This window comes from Brevibacillus sp. MS2.2, from assembly GCF_013284345.1.
Classification (GTDB): Bacteria; Bacillota; Bacilli; order Brevibacillales; family Brevibacillaceae; genus Brevibacillus; species Brevibacillus brevis_C.
The window spans coordinates 231,276-251,971 of sequence record NZ_JABSUZ010000002.1; the positions used below are offsets into that span (position 1 = coordinate 231,276).

The window sequence follows — 20,696 nt, forward strand, 5'->3', positions numbered from 1 at the left end:
TATAGGGGAGAGTGGAAATTGTTACAAATTGCTTTGTCGTCTGCCATTGGAAAAACAACTGCCTTTATTTGTCTGCTACACTAAACAAAACGGTTAAAAAAACTCCGAAATTTTTTCGCATTCCGTGTCAGAAAATCCGTGAACCCGAAGTCTACACAGTACATCAACAAATCACGAGGAGTTTTTGCGATGGATCACTTGATAATCAGGCCCAAGACTCATGAGGAACACACCCAGATCGAAGACGAGACTCTGGTAGAGCAGGCAAAGGCCGGAGATCAGGAGGCGTTTAGCGAGCTAGTCAGGCGTCATCGCTCCAAAGTATACGGCTATGCACGGTCGTATACACAAGAAGCCTTTCTTGCCGAAGACATCGTTCAGGATGCTCTCATTCGCGCCTTTTTGCACCTTGGGACACTGGTGGACAGCCGACGTTTCCTTCCCTGGCTGCATCGGATTGTGCGCAATCAGGCGTACACACGGCTTTCGAAGGGGGCGCAAAAAAGGGAAACCGTCTTCTCGAGTCTGGGCAAACAAACACAGGAGCAGGAACCGACTGACTGGGAGGACCTCGACAGTATTCTGCACAGGCTGGGACGGTCCTGGTCACACTCTGCGCAGAACACTAATCCCGAAGAGGTCATGGTGCGGCGTGAACTGTTTGAGACGATCAGGAGCCTGTTGCACTGCCTCAATCCTCGGGAGAGGCGCATTGTGGAATCTCACTTTTTTGATCATTTGGTCCCTCATGAGATCGCCCACATGTTCCAGATGTCCCAGGCGAATGTCTACCAAGTGCTATCGCGTTCTCGCAAAAAACTGATTCAGGAAAAAACTCGTGTCGTTGTTGATCAATACATGAAGACGAGAAAGGTTGCGGGGAGTATGAAGCAAGAAGTATTGAATAAGCCAGAAGCATTCACGATGCCTACTTGGGTTACTTGCGCAGCGGCACTATACGGATTGGTAGAATCGACCGAACGAAAAATGTCTTTGCCGATGATACTTGGCCTGAGCGGCCACGCCTTTCGCTTGACGATCGTTCCTGGAAATATCCATATTGCAGGCCCGACGATGTTTCACTTTCAACGAGTCTTGCAGCAGGGTTTGAAAAACATGGGCTTTGAATCTCGTGCCGTCACCTCGTATCATCTTTCCTGTGAACCAACCATTAATGCCAATCAAGTTGCTCCCTCGCTATTGAGCCCGGAGGCACGCGAAAAGCGCCAGTTGTCTGTCCTCCTGCCAGAAGCATTGGAACTGGTGCACCGCTCCATCGACAAAGGGCATCCTGTACTTGCTTGGGACCTGTTCATGCCAGAGTTCGGATTGATCTACGGCTATGATGATGAAAAAAGAATGTTTTACGCAGGAGATAACTGCCAAAACGATAGTACCATTCCCTATGAAAGCTTGGGGCGAGGTATCCTCGAGGAGTTGTTTGTCCTTGCCATCGATCATGCGATTCCGATCGATCAACGCACGATGCTCGCAAATGCTCTCCAATCTGCACTCGTTCATTATCGTGGAGAAGAACCGCAGGACCCGAGCTGCGCCAATGGTCTAGCTGCCTATGCTGCTTGGCAGGAAGCCTATGAAAAGGGAACGGTTGAGCCGAATGGCAACGCGTATACGACCGTGATAAACGGGGATGCACGTCGCTACGCCTCTCTTTTCTGGAGCGAAATCGTTGATACGTGGACAGATTCTGTGTTTGATGAGGTTCGTCCGCTGATGAAAGAAGCGGCTAGCTTGTACGGGGCGATTGCCGATGACTTTGACACGTTAAGCAAGCTCTTCCCGTTCCCGGCCGGGGGCGAGCCGAACGATGCAGAGCAGGGCAAGCAGGCTATTGCGTTGTTGCAGGCGATTGAGCGAAATGAGCGCGAGGCTGTATCCGTCCTGGAACAAATTCAGGCGGGGCTTGAGAATAAAGCAGGAAAGTAAACCGAAAGAAGTAAGGCGATTTATGGTCGCCTTACTTCTTTTAGGTTATTGCTCCATTCAAACTTCCCGCTTACTGCATCTACGGTTGGCCAGCCCTTATACGTATCAATTGTATAGACGAGCTGAAGATAAGGAGATTTTTTGCCATTGTAGGTTGGCCAGAAGTAGGACAGCTTGAGCGGAAGATTCTTTGCTGCCAGATCAACAGCTTGCTGTGCAGTCACAGATGGTTTAAGTACTGGAAGTCGGCCTTCCTCGTTCGGTATAGTTGGAGAGAAATATACGACTTGGCCGCTCTTCATTTCGATCACGACCCAATAATTGTGATCGAGCACAGGCAGACCATTTTGGAGCCTATGAAACCTGAATGAATAATTATCTGTATGTCTTTCCTTAACCTTATTTAATTCCATCATCCAGTCGGCCAACACCGCAGGTTTATATGGATCGAATATCTCTACTTGCCATTCATTAGCCGAAATCGAAGCATACGATTCAAGGACGGCAATCGCTTTTTTTAGTGCTTCTTCCCTCGTCAATGGAATAGATAGGTTTTCCTTTCGTGTCCAATCCATAGCATTGATAACCTGTCCAGTAGATTCGTCCACCTTAAGGAGAATATCCACCCCACCACGATCTGTCCAAGAATAAACGAAGTCTCCCCAATTATTCCTTGCATCATAGGGCATATTCGTGAACTTTTTATCTGTTCCAAACAAATTCGTAACAATTTTCTCTGCATCAGCCCGGTTTGAGACAATAAGTGAGTTCTCTTTTGGAGTGATCGTAATGTTCTTCACATTGACAGGATTTCGTTTTCCATCGTCTACGATCTCTAATCCGCTAGGCGCTTCAATCTGCTTTCCTGTTACAGCATCTATAAATGGTGAAGTTCTCCATGCATATTGTATACTCGGTTTGCCGCCGCTCCCTTCCTGAACATATCCGTAGTCGAAATGATCGGGGGTGAATAACTGCTCTATGACGGCTTCTGGTGCCAATGCCGATTTTGGATCAGGAACCTTGGTATCTTCCAAATCAAGTGGATGAAAAGACAAACTTACAAGATGACCTTCGTAATCCGTAATCATGTATATGCCAGTCAGGATCCCTCTATCTACTTCCAAACCATTCAGCATAGCAGGATATTCTATGTACCGAAATCTGACTATCTCGGAACGCTTCTCCTCAATTTGCGATAATTTAGGAGTACCTGTCATTTTCCGTTTATCTGACCATTGTACGGCGAGAAAAAGTTTTTCTGCACGCTGCAATAAAACCTCGTCCGTTACTCTCCCTTTAGCATTCCAAATTTCCAGGGCTGCGTTATAGCTGAGCATTTCCCCGGTTTCCCTATCAAAAACGAGAGAGGCTCCAACGTACTCATCTTTTGGATGGCTCATGTACAAGACTACTTCATTACCCGTCCTCAGTTTAACGGTTCGCACTGTCAACGTTTTTAATTCGGGCTCCAGCTCTTCTAAAGCAGCCACGATTTGAGCGGCGCCTTCCGGGAGGTTGATTTCTTCTGGAGCTGGAGCTGCTGTGCTTTTCAGGAGGATTTCAGGGCTTGCAGCCAATGCCGATCCACTTGTTCCAAAGAGTATCGTTGCTACTGTTAGAACAATTGATAAGCCTTTTATGAACATGTTGATCAAGCCTTTCTCTCTTCCTGTCTCGTATTTCTATACGGGCTACTATTCCTCGAACTCACTCCATTTGAACGATCCGTTTACAGCATCTACGGTTGGCCAGCCTTTGCTGGTATCGAGTTTGTAGGCAAGAATGGGAGCATCATAATCACTGGATGTCGGCCAGATGTAAGTCAGCTTCACCGGTACTTGTTTGGCAAAAATTTCAGCAACCTGCTGGTCTGTTACGGATGGTTTGAGCACAGGATATTTGCGATCCTCTGCGGGAACTGAGGCTAGGAACTCTGCGACTTGTCCTTTCATTGGATCAATAACTACCCCATAGGAATACTCCATGACTGGTATACCGTTTTGTTTCTCAAAAAATAAAAAGCCATACTGCTCGACAGATTTCTTTTCTTCTGTCTCTTGCTTGTTATCCTTATTCGATAGAAGCTTCATAGCCAGTGGATCTTCTGGTTTGATCTGTTCGTACATTTCGACTTGCCATTCGGATTTTTTAGCATAAGGCTCCAAGAAAGCAATCGCTTTTTGTAACGACTGTTCTTTGGTGAGCGGAGCAGGAAGATTTGGGATATGCGTCCAAAATAGATAACCGCCAATCTCTCCTGTCATTTTGTCCTCCACTACCGAAGCGTAATTCACTTCAACATAGTTAGCCCAATAATGATAGATTATGCCATCCTGCTCCTCCTTTCGATAGGTCGGATACGTCTTCTTCGTATCTATTCCAAACAGTCGCTCTAAAATTTGTGTATCCGTTGCATTTTTTTCAATGAATGGCTTTGCCTGGGGCTTCAAGGAAATATTTTTTAGATCAGGAGCATTTAGCTTGCCTTCCCCGTTTTCTTCCCCCCATCCATCAACGATCTGCTTGCCTGTCAGTGCATCAAATACTGGAGATGTTCTTAGCTTATACACTAATCCAGGCTTACCTTCACTGCCTTCCCACACATAACCATACTGGATCCGTTCAGGTGTAAAAATCTGCTTCTGGATCGCCTCTTTTGTGACAGCTTTTTTCGGATCAGCAACCTGAACTCCCTTCAAATCGAGCGGTTCAAACGAGACCCCGATTAAATGACCGGCGAAATCCATGTCTACGTCTATCCCAAAACGCATTCCTTCTATTTCCAGACCGTTCAACAGAATCGGATAATAGACATTTCGGTATTCAAACGGCTCTTCCTGATCTTCCACGAATGTTGACAATTGTGGGGCATCCGTCATGCTCCGTTTCTTCGATCCAAGCAACTCCTCAACGGCTTTATCGGCTTTTTGCAAAATAGCCTCATCTGTTGCTTTTTCTTTCTGATCCCAAATGATGGTGGCAGCCTCGAAATCAACCATCTCGCCGCTATTGCGATCAAAAAGGATATACGCATCCTCGTGTATGTTGTCTGGATGATGCATAGTCAAGACCACTTGATTTTCATCTTGCTCGGAAATGAAGACTTCCCGCACCGTCAAAGTTTTCAAAGCAGGCTCCAGCTTCTCCAGCGCACCGACAATCTCTACCGCTCGAGCAGGTAGCTTGACTTGGTCTTCGGACGGGTTTTCAGCATTTTTCAAGATCATTTCCGGGCTTGCAGCAAATGCCTGGGCACCCGTTCCCAGCAGCATGGTTGTCACTGCAAAAGCAGCCGTCGCACTTTTCCATTTTTGTGTCATGAACATTTCTCCTAATCAATTATGATAATAGCTACGCATTCTATCTTACTTTTTTTCCACTATTTAGCATAGATCACAGCACAAAAAAACAGCACTTTCCCCCTACAGAGAAAGTGCTGTCGTATGTTTTGCCCTACAGGCTGTTCAATACTTCCTGAATCAACTTGTTGACCATTCCCGGGTTTGCCTTGCCTTTGGTTTGCTTCATGACCTGTCCAACGAAGAAAGCAGCTGCTTTTTCGTTTCCGGACTTGAAGTCTGCCACGGCTTGCGGGTTGGAATTGACCGCATCGACGACGATTTGACGCAGAGCGCCTTCATCGCTGATTTGGACGAGTCCTTTTTCTTCGACGATCTGCTTCGGCTCTTTGCCGGTCTCCACCATCTCTTTGAAGACAGTTTTGGCGATTTTGGAGGAAATGGTTCCGTCCCCGATCAGCTTGATCATCTCACCCAAGCCTTTTGGTGTCATTTTCACATCAGCAAACACCAGATTATTGGCATTGAGGTGTGCCAACAGGTCAACCATCAGCCAGTTCGCTACTAACTTTGGCTCTGCTCCTGTTTTCACAGTCTCATCAAAGAAATCAGCCGTCTCCTTGGAGATCGTAATGACTCCGGCATCATCCCGAGACAGGCCAAACTCGTTCACATAGCGCGCCTGACGAGCATCTGGCAGCTCTGGAATGGTTGCGCGAACCGCTTCAATCCACTCCTCGGAAATCTGCATGCGAACCAGATCCGGGTCTGGGAAGTAACGATAGTCGTGCGCTTCCTCTTTGGAACGCATGGTCAACGTCTTCTTGTTCGCTTCGTCCCAACGACGAGTTTCCTGAACGACCTTGCCACCGGAAGAAACTACCTCCGTCTGACGCTGTACCTCGTACTCCAAGCCCATTTGCACGTTGCGGAAGGAGTTCATGTTTTTCAGCTCAGCCTTGGTTCCGAACTCTTCTTGACCATACGGGCGGATGGAAACGTTAGCGTCGCAACGCAGGGAGCCTTGTTCCATGCGAACGTCAGATACTTCCGTGTACTGAATGATCGCTTTCAGCTTTTCCAGATACGCACGCGCTTCTTCCGGTGTGCGGATGTCTGGCTCAGAAACGATCTCGACGAGCGGTACCCCGACGCGGTTGAAGTCTACGAGAGACTCTCCGCCAAAATCGCTGTGCGTCAGCTTGCCCGCATCCTCTTCCAGATGCAGACGAGTGATCCCAATGCGCTTCGTCTCACCGTTTACTTCGATGTCGATCCAGCCATTGTAGCCGATCGGCTGGTCAAACTGCGAGATTTGGTACGCTTTTGGCGAGTCTGGATAAAAGTAGTTTTTGCGGTCGAACTTGGTCTCGCGGGAAATCTCGCAGTTGAGGGCGAGTGCTGCTTTCATCGCGAATTCTACCGCCTGCTTGTTCGTTACAGGCAATACACCTGGATGTCCCAAGCAGATCGGGCATGTATGTGTATTCGGCGGTGCACCAAATTCAGTCGGGCAGCCGCAAAAGATTTTACTGTTGGTCGATAGCTCGGCGTGAACCTCCAAGCCGATGACAGTTTCGTACTTGCTCATGCTCTTACCCCCTCACCCATTCCGGTTTGCGGCCGTAGAAGCCTGCTGTTTGCTCATACGCATGGGCTACGCGCAATACGGTGGATTCGTCAAACGCACGACCTACGATCTGCAAGCCGATCGGCAGACCGTTTTTGGAGAATCCGCACGGCACGCTGATTGCTGGCAGACCAGCTAGGTTTACAGGAACGGTACAAATATCCTCCAGATACATTTTCACCGGATCATCTACGTTTTCGCCTACTTTGAAAGCCGTAGAAGGCGTAGTTGGGTGCAGGATGACATCGTAGTCAGCAAAAATGTTGTTGAAGTCCTGAATGATCAAGGTGCGTACCTGCTGCGCCTTTTTGTAGTAAGCATCGTAATAACCAGACGAGAGCGCGTAGGTTCCGAGCATGATGCGGCGCTTCACTTCTGGGCCAAAGCCTTGGCTGCGAGATTCCTTGTACAGCTCGATCAGGTTTGCCGCATTGTCTGCACGCACACCATAACGTACGCCGTCAAAACGAGCCAGGTTGGACGAAGCTTCAGACGAAGACAAGAGGTAGTAAGCTGGCACTGCGTATTCTGTATGCGGCATGGAAACCTCGCTCCATGTAGCACCCATGCTCTCCAACTGCTTCAATGCTGCCAGAACAGCATCGCGAACCTCAGGGTCAATCCCTTCTCCGATCAACTCTTTCGGTACCCCGATACGCAGTCCTTTTACATCTCCAGTCAATGCGGACAAGTAATCCGGTACGTCCACATTGGCAGAGGTAGAGTCGTATTCATCATGTCCCGCAATTGCTTGCAGCACATAGGCGGAATCCTCTACGTTTTTCGTCACCGGCCCGATTTGATCCAGCGAGGACGCGAACGCAACCAGACCGAAACGGGATACACGTCCATACGTAGGCTTCAAGCCGACAACGCCACAAAAAGCAGCAGGCTGACGGATGGAGCCACCTGTATCAGAACCTAGTGTGAAATAAAAATGACGCGCAGCCATTGCCGCCGCTGAGCCACCGGAAGAGCCTCCCGGAACGTAGTCGGTGTTCCACGGGTTTTTCGCCGGGAAAAAGCCGGAATTTTCGTTGGAGCCGCCCATCGCAAACTCGTCCATGTTCAGCTTCGCAACGATGACCGCATCGGCATCCTTCACCTTTTTGGAAACAGTTCCGTCATGGACAGGATCGTAGTTCGCCAAAAATTTGCTCGCGCAAGTCGTGCGAACATCTTTTGTAACCAGGTTGTCCTTCAGTCCGGCAGGCAAGCCGTAGAGAAGACCCAGCTCCTCATTTCCCTTGACCAGACGCTCGTCCAATTGACGGGCATGAGCCAAGGCTCCCTCTTCATCTACATGCAGGACGGATTTGATTTCTCCGTCATGCTCCTTGATGCTAGCGATGGAAGCCTGCACCAGATCCGTTACCGAAATCTCTTTTGCGCGCAGGGCGCTATGTATCTCAGACAATCGCTTGTCAAACAGCGACACAGTGGGTTCCTCCCTTCTCGTTATCCAGTAAGTAGGTTATTCGAATACAGCCGGTACTTTAAACTGCCCGTCTTCGTGATCTGGTGCGTTTTTCAGCACGTCTTCACGCGGCAGGGACGGTCTGTTTACGTCTTCGCGCATGACGTTTTTTACGTCTGTCGCATGGCTGGTTGGCTCAATATTGGATGTATCGAGCTCATTCAGCTTGGCTGCAAAATCAAGAATCGCATTCAGGTCTTTTGTGTACCGCTCCGCTTCTTCCTCAGTGAGCTGCAAACGGGCCAAATTAGCTACGTGTTCTACTTCTTTGCGAGTAATGGCACTCATTCTTTCCACCTCCGAATCGTATCACATAACTTTGATCTTACTTGAAAAGTGCAGGTTCAGTCAATTTTCACAGGGATTTCGACGGGGAAAACAAATAATGTTCTCGGCAAAAAAATATTGATCGATTATTAACCAGTAAAAACACTCTGTCCGGCTGTTGTGGTGGGGAGGAAACAGGAGAAAACGCTCAGCTTCTAGGTCCACCCGCTGGGGGATTGACTGCCCGGCTCCATGAAAAAAAGCGAAACCCGCGTCCAAAGTCGTCCATTCAGGGGGTATCTCAGAGGTGGACGCTAAGGGCTTGTTTCTCTTTTTTTCATTGCGCCTCGGTCGGTGTCCCTAAGATCTTCGCTTATTTCTCCTGTTTCCTCGACGAGCTATCAGTTTGATTCGATTTTTTAATACCGTAATAGATGGAAGAAAGTAATCAGTTACGACAGAGAAGAATATTTCCAGACGTAGCGACTTGTGGAGTCCTACCCAGCGCAGAAGGGATTAGCGGGAAGTAGAAACGCAACGTGCCCGAGCTACGAAGCGGCTACCACTTTTGCGTTTCCCCGCTAAGCCCTTCGGAGCGGACAGCCTCAACCCCCAGCGGGACGGAGCCTGGAGCCTAGACTGGAAATATTCTTCTCCCCACCGCAGCCACATCTATTAGAAAACTAAGAAAAAACAAGTCCAAGGCATATGCCCTGGACTGTAATCTCTTCTCTCGTTTGTTATTCTGGCTTCTTTTTCGCGAGCGCCTGCCCCATCAAGAGAGACTTGCCTTTTTCAATGCCTGTTGCCCATTCGAGCTCGTTGGACTCCAACAGCAAAATGACGGTTGATCCAAATTCGAACCAGCCCAGCTCCGCCCCTTTTTCATAACGAGGTGTCCCAGCAATCTTCTCGTGGGTTTGACGACCGTGTTTGATATTCGTGGTAGCTGTGTTGTAGCAAACCTTCACGCTACCTACAAACAAGGCTCCTACTTTTACCAAAGCCATGTCGCCCAGGCTATCTGTTTTGATGTGAGTTACCAAACGTTCATTGCGGGCAAACAAACGGTCTACGTTTTCAATCCCGAGTTGGTTAACTGGATAGAGTCTGCCAGGCAAGTAGCAGTAGCAGCTCAAATCACCCGTTACCGGCATATGAATCCGGTGGTAGTCCCTTGGACTCAAATAAATAGTGATAAATTTACCACCATAGTAACGCTTGGCCTCTTCCTCCGAACCGCCCAACAGCTCAATCACATTGAACTCTTTTCCCTTTGCTTGGATCAAGGTACCTTCGCAAATATCTCCCAACTGCGAAACGGTTCCATCTACCGGGCTGACAATGGTATCTGGGCCAGGTGCAATCGGTCTCGCTGCGGGCTTCAGGCGCCGGGAAAAAAACTCCTTCAGCGTGCGGTATTCCGAAGCTGGCTTTTCTATGATGGACGTATCAATTTGATAGTGCTTTATGTATCGTTGAATGGCTAATCGACTAAAGGGAGTAGCGGTAATTTTGCCCATAGTCCGTGACATCGCGTTTTGTGGCAAGCGATGAATGAGACCTGGGAGCAGCTTTTTGCCCATAAGAAATGCTCCTTCGTAAAACAACAATACCCTTACTTTACCACTTCTGCTAACAGCCAGTAAACCCCGCACTATTACCAGAGGTTCATCATTTTCTTCGAGAGTCTTGCTATACTATAATCATTCTAAGAAGCCACTTATCAGGAGATATCGGTTATGGTGAAGAAACTCGATATTACTACACTTATCAGTCAACATGGTGATATCCTAACCAGTCTATTCGATCATATGTCGGACATGTTCTTTCTCATGGCTGTCGAACAAGATGCGGACGAGGAGTATCAGTTTCGCTATGTCTTGATGAATCCATCCGCTATGCACGTCGCCCAATTGTGCGAGGAAGCATACGGAAAGACGTTTGAGGACGTGTATCCTCATGAAAAAGCCAGCTTATTACAGCACATGTACACACAGGCAGTAAAAAGCGGGAGTCCGATCCACTTTACTGCGAATGGTGACATCATTGGCGAATCCATTCTTTCTCCTGTCTATGATAGCAATGGCGTATGCACGCATGTCTTTTCCATTACCCGCGATGTTACCGAGCGCACAAACCTGGAGTCACAATTGGCCTATATGGCGTATCATGATGTGCTCACGGGATTGCCGAACAGACGCCTACTCTCCGAAAAGCTTCAGCAAGCTCTACGTGCAGCCCAATCAAAAGAGGAGATGGTCGCTGCCCTCTATTTGGACTGTGACCGCTTTAAGGAAATTAACGATACGTGGGGTCATGACACCGGAGATTTGTTTTTGCAAATGTTGGCTACACGCCTCAAGTCATCCGTTCGAGATGGCGATATCGTCGCACGTTTGGGTGGAGACGAGTTTGTCATCGTCCTGACCGGCATACACTCTGAACGTCAGGTTGAAAAAATTGCGAATCGTATCCTGCTTGCGACTCAAGAGCCGTGGATGATCGAGGAGCGAGCCATCCCGTTTTCGACGAGCATAGGCATTGCCCTCTACCCGGCATCTGCAAGCGAAGCCGAACAACTGTTGAGCAATGCAGACAAAGCACTTTATCAAGCCAAAAACACAGGGCGCAATCGCTTCTTTTTCTTTGACCACATTTGATTATTGACTGTAAAACAAAAACACTGCCAAGACGGAGAACAGCAAACTCACCACATACAGAATGATGACCGTCTGCTTCGTAGACAACCCCCGGGACATGAGCCGATGATGAACATGTCGACGATCCGCTTGGTACATGGGGGAACCTGCCAAAAGCCGACTGATCATGACCTGTACAGTGTCTATTATGGGTAAGCCTACTGCCAGCACAGTCACAACTAATGAAATGAGCGTAGCCCCTTTCATCGTTCCTTCCAACGAAATCACACCGAGAGCGAATCCCAAAAACATCGATCCCGCATCACCCATAAAAATTTTCGCCGGATAGAAATTAAAGCGTAGAAAAGCGAGTGCAGCACCTGCCAGTGCAACTGCCAATAATGCCGTTAATTCTTGACCCTTGAGCATCGACAAAAAGAACAAGGTCACCGCTGAGATCACGGTAGCACCGGCAGCAAGTCCGTCCACCCCATCCAAAAAATTCACCATATTGATCAAGCCGACGATCCACAGCACGGTCATCATCAGAGAAACCAGGATTGGAAATGAGACATACATCCCTTCCTCTCCCCCCAGCCACATGAAATTGATTCCCCGAAAGCGAATATCCATGAGGAATGTCATCGTCGCTACCAATAACTGCACCATCAGCTTCGGCAGTGCCGGAAACTCTTTTTTCTTCGATTTGTAGGTATCGTCTACCCATCCAATGACCACCAGTATAGCCCCTCCAACTGCCAAAACTGCAACGGTTTTTTGCGCCCCTGCAAAAAAAGTTGACACCAACAAGAGACCGACGAACATCGCCAAACCACCAGATAATGGGATTGGTCGGCTATGTCCCTTTCTCCCCTTGGGCATATCCAGCAGCTTTGTTTTCCAAGCCAGCCAATTTGCTACTGGCATTAACAAATACACAACAAAAAACGAGGAGAGTCCTGACACGATATAAGTAAACAGCTACCCTCACCTGCTTTGCCCTTCATTTTGTCCTTAGTGTGGACAAAATGGGAACAAAAAAGCCGCCTCTGTAAAAGAGGCAGCCTTTTTTATTGCGTAGCTTACAGTTTTTCGGAAACCATTTTTGCTTGTGTGAAGAGCAGGAGATAGTCTGGTCCACCCGCTTTGGAGTCGGTACCGGACATGTTGAAGCCTCCGAATGGATGTACGCCCACCAAAGCGCCTGTGCACTTGCGGTTGAAGTACAGGTTACCTACGTGGAACTCTTCGCGAGCGCGCTCCAGGTTCTCACGGTTGCGGCTAATGACAGCGCCAGTCAAGCCGTACTCGGTGTTGTTCGCGATTTCCATTGCATGATCGAAATCGTTGGCTTTCGCGAACGCTACCACTGGGCCAAAGATTTCTTCTTGCATGATGCGAGCTTGTGGATCTACATCTGCAAATACAGTTGGCATGATGAAGTAGCCGGATTCTGGACCTTTTTCGCCACCCGCAACTAGTTTGCCTTCTGTTTTACCAATCTCGATGTACTCGAGGATTTTGTTGTATGCTTTCTCGTCAACCACAGGACCTGTGTAGAAATCGTTAGTTCTGATGTCGCCCACAGTCAGTTGTTTGGTCAGCTCTACTACGCGGCCCAGTACTTGGTCGTACACGTCTTGGTGAACGATAGCACGGGAGCAAGCGGAACATTTTTGACCAGAGAAACCGAATGCAGAAGCCACGATGGACTGTGCAGCCAACTCGATATCGCAGTCGTTGTCAACAACGATGGAGTCTTTACCGCCCATTTCAGCAACCAGACGCTTCATCCATTTTTGACCTGGACGATGTTTCGCAGCCAGTTCGTTGATACGCAGACCTACGTCACGGGAACCTGTGAAGCTGATGAAACGAGTCAGGTTGTGCTCTACGAGGTAATCTCCGATTTGGCTACCGGAACCTGGTACGAAGTTTACAACACCAGCTGGTACGCCAGCGTCTTCGAGAATCTCCATGAATTTCGCAGCGATTACTGGAGTGGTAGAAGCAGGCTTCAATACGACAGTGTTACCCGCTACGAGAGCTGCTGTCGTCATACCAACCATGATCGCCAGAGGGAAGTTCCAAGGCGGGATAACGATACCTACACCGAGTGGAACGTAGTACAATTCGTTGTCCTCATCCGGGATACGTGGCAAGTCATGGCGCTGGGACAGCTTATCCATTTGACGGCCATAGTATTCCATGAAGTCGATTGCTTCTGCTGTGTCAGCGTCAGCCTCTGCCCAGCTTTTTCCTGCTTCTTTTACGAGCCAAGCAGAGAACTCATGCTTACGGCGACGCAGGATTGCTGCTGCTTTATACAGATAGCGGGAACGTGCTTGTGCAGGCACCTTTTTCCATGTTTCGAAAGTGCTAGCAGCTGTTTGGATCGCTTTCTCAGCCAGTGCTTGGTCAGCCTGGGAAACAACGCCCACTACTTGTTCTTTATTAGAAGGGTTGAAGGAGTTGGATTTCTTTTCCGTTGTGATGCGTTCTCCGCCGATGATAATCGGATACTCGCGGCCAAGCTCACTTTCTACCTTAGCGAGCGCTTCTTCAAATGCCTTTTTATTTTCTGGCAGACTAAAATTGGTAAACGCCTCGTTTTTGAATTCCACTTGCATCTGTGACGCCTCCTTATCGATATCTTCCATGTTCGGATCACTCATAAAACATATGCAAGGATCATACCAACAAAACCATTAAAGGCTCGACTCTATTAGTGTTTGCATTTTTGCAGAAAAATCACCGACAAGTTTCAACAAGTATTCCGAACACTTTTGTACACACATCGTTCAACATTTCACACATTTGTTCAATCCACTATCTTTTGTGTACAAAAAACACCCGACCTCCTCACCTTCTCAGGTGATCATTCGGGTGTTTGATGCTTTTCCTTATTGTCTGTAAATATGCATATACGGCTCACCACTTGTCGGTCGAATGTAGAGCGACAATGGTTTGTTCATCGACTGTACGTACAGGTTCACGTGAACGCTTTTGTCGAAGAGCTGATTAATGCTTCCTGCTGCAAATTGCGTAAACTGCAATACCTCTGTTCTGGAATCATACTCTGCCGTGGCGGTAATCGTGATTTCCGTGAGCTTGCCGTCCATGAAACGTCCCAGACCCGTCATCCCGATATATTCAGGGAAATAGCCCTTGGATTGGCGCATCAGCTTGTCGTACTGCAACGACTGCTCTGGGTATTTCTGCTCAACCTCTGGACTTGGGAACAGGAAATATTCCTCTTCGATCGGCAGCCACTTTGAGATCGCTGCTTCATTCGCCCCTACTGTTCCTGACATGATGAAGTGCCCCGGCACGAGAGTAGAATTCGCCTCCGGTACTTGATACATCAAAACCAGGATCGGAACTTCCGGACTGGTACCGCGCACGGACTGCACGATACGAGCTGCGACCTGCTGGCCTTTTGCTTGCAGTTCTTGCGTCGTGTACACCTTGTCCTGGCCGGTTGCATCCTGATAGTTCGGCGAAAGCGACAAGCCCAACACCATGCCAGCCAGGCTCTTATCCTTCTTGCTCAGGTAATCATGCTCCAATACGTGCACGAGAATTCCGTTTTTCTTTTTCCCGTTTGCCCCAGCCGTCTTTTCCTGTGCGATCCACTGGGTGACTTGCTCTTTTTTAATCACTTGACCTTCTTGGAAATAATAATCGGACGTCGGGAATGTCTCCCGAGCGAACTCCATTAGGCCTAATTCAAGGTGGCTGAAATCGATGCGATATTTCGTATCAGCAAGCATTCCTCGTGTCTGGTTTGGCTGGTACGGGGTAATGCTGCCGTAGTAATCCTCGGATACTTCCACTACCTCCGACAAGGACGGTGTAGTAGGCTCAGGAGCTTTGTCCTTGCCCCCAGGTATCAACGAGCAGCCAGTCAATGCCATCACAAGAAGTACAGCTGTCAAGAACCTGCATCCTGTCAAAAACTTCACTTTCATAGATTACTCCTTTTCGTATCCAAAAGTGGGCGATGTACAAATCATTCGTTCCACTTGATCCATCGATTGTCTTCGAGTTTGTAGATCAATGCCGATTCGCCAATTCCCACCCATTTTGTATCCTCGCCACCTGAAGCAAGGACAATCAGCTTTTCCGGTGAACGAGCATCAAGCAAACGCCATTCGCCCTTGATTTTCTCATAGATACCTTTTTCGGTTGCGACAGCGAGAGTGCCAGTTCGTCTGTTAATGGCGAGCGAATAGATCTGCTCTGCTCCGGGAATCTCCTCTGTCTTCCACTGCCCCTCTTCATTATAGAGCAAGCTGAATTGGGCCGCTACATAGAGTCGGTCTTGTTCGGGATCAAAGTCCATGGCAAATACTTCCTGATCCATCGGCTGCCATAGGCTCCAAGATTGGGCCTCGTCCGTCGATTGATAAATGCCTTCACCCGAGACAAAAGCAAACAGACGTACTTCGTCTCCTTGGCGACTCCCCACAAAGCTGCTGATATTCGCAGGCTCTGGCAACCCGTTGTTGACAGTAGCCCACTTTTTACCGCCATCTGTCGAATGAAGAACCCCATCAATCCCACCGACAAATATTTGCTTCGGATCATCCGGGTCCACAAACCAACCTTCGATCGTATACTGCTGTAAATCTGTCGAGAGAGATCCCCACGATCCACCCCCAACCGAGCTATACAGCCCTGAATTGGTACCAACCCATATTTGCTTATCATCATCGGTCATCATCAGATTGTGAATGGTTGCTCCCTGCTCCAATACGTCCTGATAGGTCAAGTTCCCTTGTAGAGCAGCAGCTGTAACTGTTTGAGGATTCGTATTGGATTGTTCACTGCCAGTACTGCTGTTATTTCCACAGCCAACCAATTGCAGCATGGCTATTACACCGATTCCCCATTTCAGGAAGCTATTCATGCTCTTCACGTCCCTTCCCTTACTCATCCGTTGTCGCCACCGTTTTCTTAGGCGTTGCTCTCCAATACTTGCAGGAAGCCTGCTTCGTCCATAACAGCCACGCCTAGTTTTTCTGCCTTCTCCAGCTTGGAGCCGGCCTTTTCGCCTGCAATTACCAGGTCTGTCTTCTTGCTGACGCTACCCGTTACCTTGCCACCCAAGCGCGCAATCGCTTCCTCTGCTTCTTGTCGCGACATTTGCGTCAAGGTGCCGGTCAAAACGATTGTTTTTCCTGAGAATGGGAGGTCTTCGCCACTTTCAATGCGGATTCCTTTGTACTCCATGTTCACTCCGGCCGCTCGCAGTCTCTCAATAACTGCCTGAGCCTGCGGCTGTGCGAAGTAGTTCACGAGACTCGCAGCCATTTTCGGCCCGATCTCATCGATTTGCGTAATCTCTTCTTCGGATGCCTGCATAATGGCATCGATAGTGCCAAAATGCTCCGCGAGAACACGTGCCGCTTTGGCTCCGACCAAGCGAATACCAAGACCGAACAATACGCGCTCCAGCGAGTTCTCCTTGCTCGCTTCGATAGCCGCAAGCAAATTATCTACGGACTTTTCACCCATGCGCTCCATGCCCAGTAGAACATCGCGCTGCTGGTGCAAATAATACAGGTCAGCGACACTGTGGATAATACCGTCACGATACAGCTGGGCTACGACCTTTTCTCCCAAGCCGTCAATGTTCATGGCCGTGCGGGACACGAAATGAATCATGCCTTCACGGATTAGTGCCGGACACATTGGATTGATGCAGCGCAGTGCCACTTCTTCCTCCAAGCGTACCAGCTCACTCCCACATTCGGGGCAATGCGTTGGCATGGCAAACGGTACTTCATCTCCAGTACGACGCTCAGGCAAGACCGCGATAATCTCCGGGATAATGTCTCCGGCTTTTTTGACGACAACATGATCACCGATAAGAAGACCTTTTTCCCGAATAATATCTTCGTTGTGCAAGGAAGCTCGCTTCACGGTCGTACCTGCCAAACTGACTGGCTTCAATAAAGCAGTCGGGGTGACATTTCCTGTGCGCCCTACAGATACTTCAATGCCTTCGAGAATCGTAACTGCTTCTTCGGCAGGGAACTTGTATGCGATAGCCCAACGCGGACTTTTCGCAGTAAATCCGAGCTCCTCCTGCTGAGCGTAACTGTCGACCTTGATCACCATGCCGTCGATTTCATAAGGCAAATGAGGACGCTTCTCTGTCCAGCCCGCAATAAAAGCGAGCAATTCATCGACGTCGTTAAATACACGTCGCTCCTGATTCACCATGAAGCCGAGCGTCTCCAGCAAATCAAGCCCTTCACTGTGAGATTCTACTGTCTCCCCTTGCAAATCACCAATGCCATAAATAAACGTATCCAGTTGACGGGATGCGGCAATTTTCGGATCGAGCTGTCGGAGCGAGCCTGCTGCGGAATTGCGCGGATTGGCAAATAACGCTTCTCCTCGCTCCTCGCGCTCTTTGTTCAGCTTTTCAAATGCTCCCTTGGACATGTAAGCCTCACCGCGAACCTCAAGGGTTAACGGCTTCGTCAGCCGCAAAGGAATGGAACGAATCGTTTTCAGGTTTTGTGTGATGTCTTCGCCTGTTGTTCCATCTCCACGGGTAGCCCCGCGAACGAACAGCCCATTTTCATAATGAAGGGACACGGCCAGACCATCAATTTTCAGTTCAGCTACATATCGGACAGCCTGACTGCCAACGGCCTGACGCACCCGGCGGTCAAAATCCCTGATGTCCTCCTCATTAAAGGCGTTGCCGAGACTGAGCATCGGTGTCTTATGAACGACCTTTTCAAAGAAGGGCAACGGTTCTCCCCCTACACGCAAGGAAGGAGAATCAGGAGACTGCAAATCAGGGAAGCTGGTTTCTAGCTCCTTTAGCTCCCGCATCAATTGATCGTATTCCTGGTCAGAAATCTCAGGTCGATCCTCTTCATGGTAAAGACGATTATGCCGCTCAATTCGTTTCGCTAATTCTTTAATTTTTGTTTCCGCCGTCAATCGATCCATTTCGTTCATCCTTTACATTTGCGATTGGCTGTATTTGCATTTGCACACTATCCTTTTTGAATAGGGGCGAATTTCGCTAAAAGCTTTTTAATGCCAGTCGGGCTTGGGAAAGCAATGTCGAGCTCCATGTCGTCACCCGTTCCTTTTACTTTGACGACCGTACCGTTGCCCCATTTTCCATGCGCCACTCTGTCGCCAACCTTCCAATCAACGCCGGCTCCCTGACCGTGTCCAGGCAGTTTTTCACCCGCCGGACGAGTAAATGTAGCAGGTGTGCTGCTTGCGGTTCGCTGACCCATGCCAAATTTCGGAGCAGAGCCTGCTTGTGAGGAGGACGCCCCAAACGGTTTCGCTCCTGTGTCACGTCCGAATGCACTGCCATCACGCTGTCCAAATGCACTGCTGCGTCCACCGCCAAAGCTTCGGTCCGCTGTCGCTGGATTTCCTTCCAACAGCTCAGCCGGAATTTCTTGCAGGAAGCGAGACGGCGCATTCACATTGGTTCGTCCAAACAACGTCCGCATACGGGCACATGTCATGTACAGACGCTCCTCCGCTCGTGTAATTCCCACGTAAGCCAGTCGGCGCTCTTCCTCCATCTCGGCATCGTCAAACAAAGAGCGGCTATGCGGGAAGACACCTTCCTCACAACCAACCAGGAACACGACAGGGAACTCCAGCCCTTTGGCGCTGTGCAAGGTCATTAATACAACCTGCCCCTCTGCCGATACTTCCTCCTGGGCACCATCGTCTCCCAAGGAATCGATGTCTGCCACCAGCGCGAGGTCAGTCAGGAAGGCCAGCAAGCTCTTGTCTTCATTTTTGCGCTCGAACTCCTGGGTTACAGACAGGAACTCCTCGATATTCTCCAGACGAGCCTGTGCTTCCAGCGTTTTTTCTTCTTTTAAAGAATCGCGGTATCCAGAGCGCTTCAGCACTTCTTCCACCAGCTCTGTCACACTCAAGTAATCAGTCATTTGCATCAAGTTCGAGATGAGATCATTAAAGGACAGGATCGCATTCGTCGTACGTGAAGGCAGCCCCATATAAGCCGTCTCCTGAATCGCTTGGAAAAGGGACTGACCATTTGCGTTCGCATACGCTTGCAGCTTGTCTACTGTCGTATCCCCGATATTACGCTTCGGTACGTTGATGATGCGCTGCAAGCTGATATCGTCATCCGGATTGGAGATGAGACGCAAATAAGCCAAGATGTCCTTGATCTCTTTGCGATCGTAGAACTTGGTTCCGCCGACGATGGTGTACGGCATATTCGATTTGATGAAAACTTCCTCGACCACACGAGACTGTGCATTCGTCCGATACAGGATTGCGAATTTGTCATAGCGCTTGTACTGTGCCATCTGCTTACGGATCGTATCGACGATAAAATACGCCTCATCGTGCTCGGAATCACCCTGGAAGCACATGATCTTGTCGCCGCCCGGATTCTCCGTCCAGAGCTTCTTTTCCTTGCGCAGCTTGTTGTTGGCAATGACCTGGTTCGCCGCCTGCAAAATCGTCTTGGTGGAGCGATAGTTTTGCTCGAGCTTAATGAGCTTGGCTTCAGGATAGTCTTTTTCAAAGTTTAAAATGATCGAGATGTCGGCACCGCGCCATTTATAAATACTTTGGTCAGCATCCCCCACGCAGCATACATTTCGATACTTGTCTGCCAGCATGGAAATCAAAAGGTATTGCGCCCGGTTCGTATCCTGATACTCGTCAACGTGAATGTAACGGAATTTCTTTTGATAAAACTCCAATACTTCCGGCACTTCTTTAAACAGACGAACCGTCGTCATGATCAGATCATCGAAGTCCAGCGACTGGTTGTTTCTCAGCTTTTTCTGATAAGCCGTGTAAACCTTGGCTGCCACTTGTGCAAATGGATCGCCCGCCAGACGCGTATACGTTTCTGGATCGGTCAGCTCATTTTTCGCTCCGCTGATCGCTGCCAAAATCGAACGCGGCTCATACTGCTTCGGATCGATGTTCAATTCTTTTAAACATTGCTTGACGACAGACAACTGGTCACCGGCATCCAAAATGGAAAAGCTGCGATTGATGCCGAGTCGGTCGATATCCCTGCGCAAAATCCGCACACACAAGGAGTGAAACGTCGACAGCCATGCATCCTGCGCTGCCGCTCCGCCAATTATGGCAGCCACACGGTTTTGCATCTCCCGCGCTGCCTTGTTGGTGAAGGTGATCGCCAAAATGCTCCAAGGCGCTACCTGTTTGGCACTGATCAGGTATGCGATGCGCTGAGTCAGTACTTTGGTCTTGCCGCTACCCGCACCGGCCAAAATCAAGACGGGGCCTTCTGTTGTAAGGACTGCTTCCCGCTGCTCCGGGTTCAGTCCTGCTGTGATACGATCTGCAAAAGACATATGTATAAATCCACCTTTCCACGTTCCCTAGACGAAAGCATATGTTCCTATTTTCGCACAGAT

Annotated in this window: 14 protein-coding genes; 2 read left to right on the forward strand and 12 right to left on the reverse strand. The window is 49.0% G+C overall.

The window, feature by feature from the left end; genetic code table 11:
• Positions 1–189: 189 nt before the first annotated feature.
• The gene (locus HP568_RS02695; RefSeq protein ID WP_173628246.1) at positions 190–1,947 is read left to right on the forward strand and encodes an RNA polymerase sigma factor; all 1,758 of its coding nucleotides are present in this window, start codon (positions 190–192) and stop codon (positions 1,945–1,947) included.
• A gap of 20 nt (positions 1,948–1,967) precedes the next feature.
• Here the strand turns inward: HP568_RS02695 and HP568_RS02700 are convergent, their stop codons facing one another.
• The 6 genes from HP568_RS02700 to asd all read right to left on the reverse strand — a co-directional run bounded on the left by HP568_RS02700 (position 1,968) and on the right by asd (position 10,209).
• Positions 1,968–3,596 (reverse strand): YcdB/YcdC domain-containing protein, encoded by a 1,629-nt coding sequence (locus HP568_RS02700; RefSeq protein ID WP_173628247.1) that lies wholly within the window; start codon positions 3,594–3,596, stop codon positions 1,968–1,970.
• A 48-nt stretch (positions 3,597–3,644) separates the two neighbouring features.
• Positions 3,645–5,270: a hypothetical protein gene (locus HP568_RS02705; protein WP_173628248.1), complete on the reverse strand. Its 1,626-nt coding sequence runs from the start codon at positions 5,268–5,270 to the stop codon at positions 3,645–3,647.
• Positions 5,271–5,403: 133 nt separating this feature from the next.
• Positions 5,404–6,840 (reverse strand): Asp-tRNA(Asn)/Glu-tRNA(Gln) amidotransferase subunit GatB, encoded by a 1,437-nt coding sequence (gene gatB, locus HP568_RS02710; protein ID WP_048031143.1) that lies wholly within the window; start codon positions 6,838–6,840, stop codon positions 5,404–5,406.
• A 4-nt stretch (positions 6,841–6,844) separates the two neighbouring features.
• Positions 6,845–8,317 carry an Asp-tRNA(Asn)/Glu-tRNA(Gln) amidotransferase subunit GatA gene (gene gatA / locus HP568_RS02715; RefSeq protein ID WP_048031142.1) on the reverse strand — a complete coding sequence of 491 codons (1,473 nt, stop codon included), beginning with the start codon at positions 8,315–8,317 and terminating at the stop codon, positions 6,845–6,847.
• Positions 8,318–8,353: 36 nt separating this feature from the next.
• Positions 8,354–8,644 carry an Asp-tRNA(Asn)/Glu-tRNA(Gln) amidotransferase subunit GatC gene (gene gatC / locus HP568_RS02720; RefSeq protein ID WP_007717539.1) on the reverse strand — a complete coding sequence of 97 codons (291 nt, stop codon included), beginning with the start codon at positions 8,642–8,644 and terminating at the stop codon, positions 8,354–8,356.
• A 719-nt stretch (positions 8,645–9,363) separates the two neighbouring features.
• Positions 9,364–10,209 (reverse strand): archaetidylserine decarboxylase, encoded by an 846-nt coding sequence (gene asd, locus HP568_RS02725; protein ID WP_048031141.1) that lies wholly within the window; start codon positions 10,207–10,209, stop codon positions 9,364–9,366.
• Between the two features lie 156 nt (positions 10,210–10,365).
• Between asd and HP568_RS02730 the strand changes: the two genes are divergently transcribed.
• Positions 10,366–11,286, forward strand: a complete 921-nt coding sequence (locus HP568_RS02730; protein WP_048031140.1) for a diguanylate cyclase domain-containing protein — start codon at positions 10,366–10,368, stop codon at positions 11,284–11,286.
• On the opposite strand, the gene HP568_RS02735 is transcribed toward HP568_RS02730, so the two are convergent.
• The 6 genes from HP568_RS02735 to pcrA form a co-directional block, all read right to left on the reverse strand.
• Positions 11,287–12,090: an MraY family glycosyltransferase gene (locus HP568_RS02735; protein WP_048031139.1), complete on the reverse strand. Its 804-nt coding sequence runs from the start codon at positions 12,088–12,090 to the stop codon at positions 11,287–11,289.
• A 257-nt stretch (positions 12,091–12,347) separates the two neighbouring features.
• Entirely contained in the window at positions 12,348–13,895 is a 1,548-nt protein-coding gene (pruA, locus tag HP568_RS02740; RefSeq protein ID WP_173628249.1) for an L-glutamate gamma-semialdehyde dehydrogenase, read from the reverse strand.
• Positions 13,896–14,168: 273 nt separating this feature from the next.
• Entirely contained in the window at positions 14,169–15,236 is a 1,068-nt protein-coding gene (locus HP568_RS02745; RefSeq protein WP_048031137.1) for a CamS family sex pheromone protein, read from the reverse strand.
• Between the two features lie 41 nt (positions 15,237–15,277).
• Positions 15,278–16,204 carry a WD40/YVTN/BNR-like repeat-containing protein gene (locus tag HP568_RS02750; protein WP_048031136.1) on the reverse strand — a complete coding sequence of 309 codons (927 nt, stop codon included), beginning with the start codon at positions 16,202–16,204 and terminating at the stop codon, positions 15,278–15,280.
• A 20-nt stretch (positions 16,205–16,224) separates the two neighbouring features.
• Positions 16,225–18,240 carry an NAD-dependent DNA ligase LigA gene (gene ligA / locus HP568_RS02755; RefSeq protein ID WP_048031135.1) on the reverse strand — a complete coding sequence of 672 codons (2,016 nt, stop codon included), beginning with the start codon at positions 18,238–18,240 and terminating at the stop codon, positions 16,225–16,227.
• A gap of 47 nt (positions 18,241–18,287) precedes the next feature.
• Complete coding sequence (pcrA, locus tag HP568_RS02760; RefSeq protein ID WP_173628250.1) at positions 18,288–20,633, reverse strand: DNA helicase PcrA; 2,346 nt, start codon at positions 20,631–20,633, stop codon at positions 18,288–18,290.
• Between the last annotated feature and the right edge of the window lie 63 nt (positions 20,634–20,696).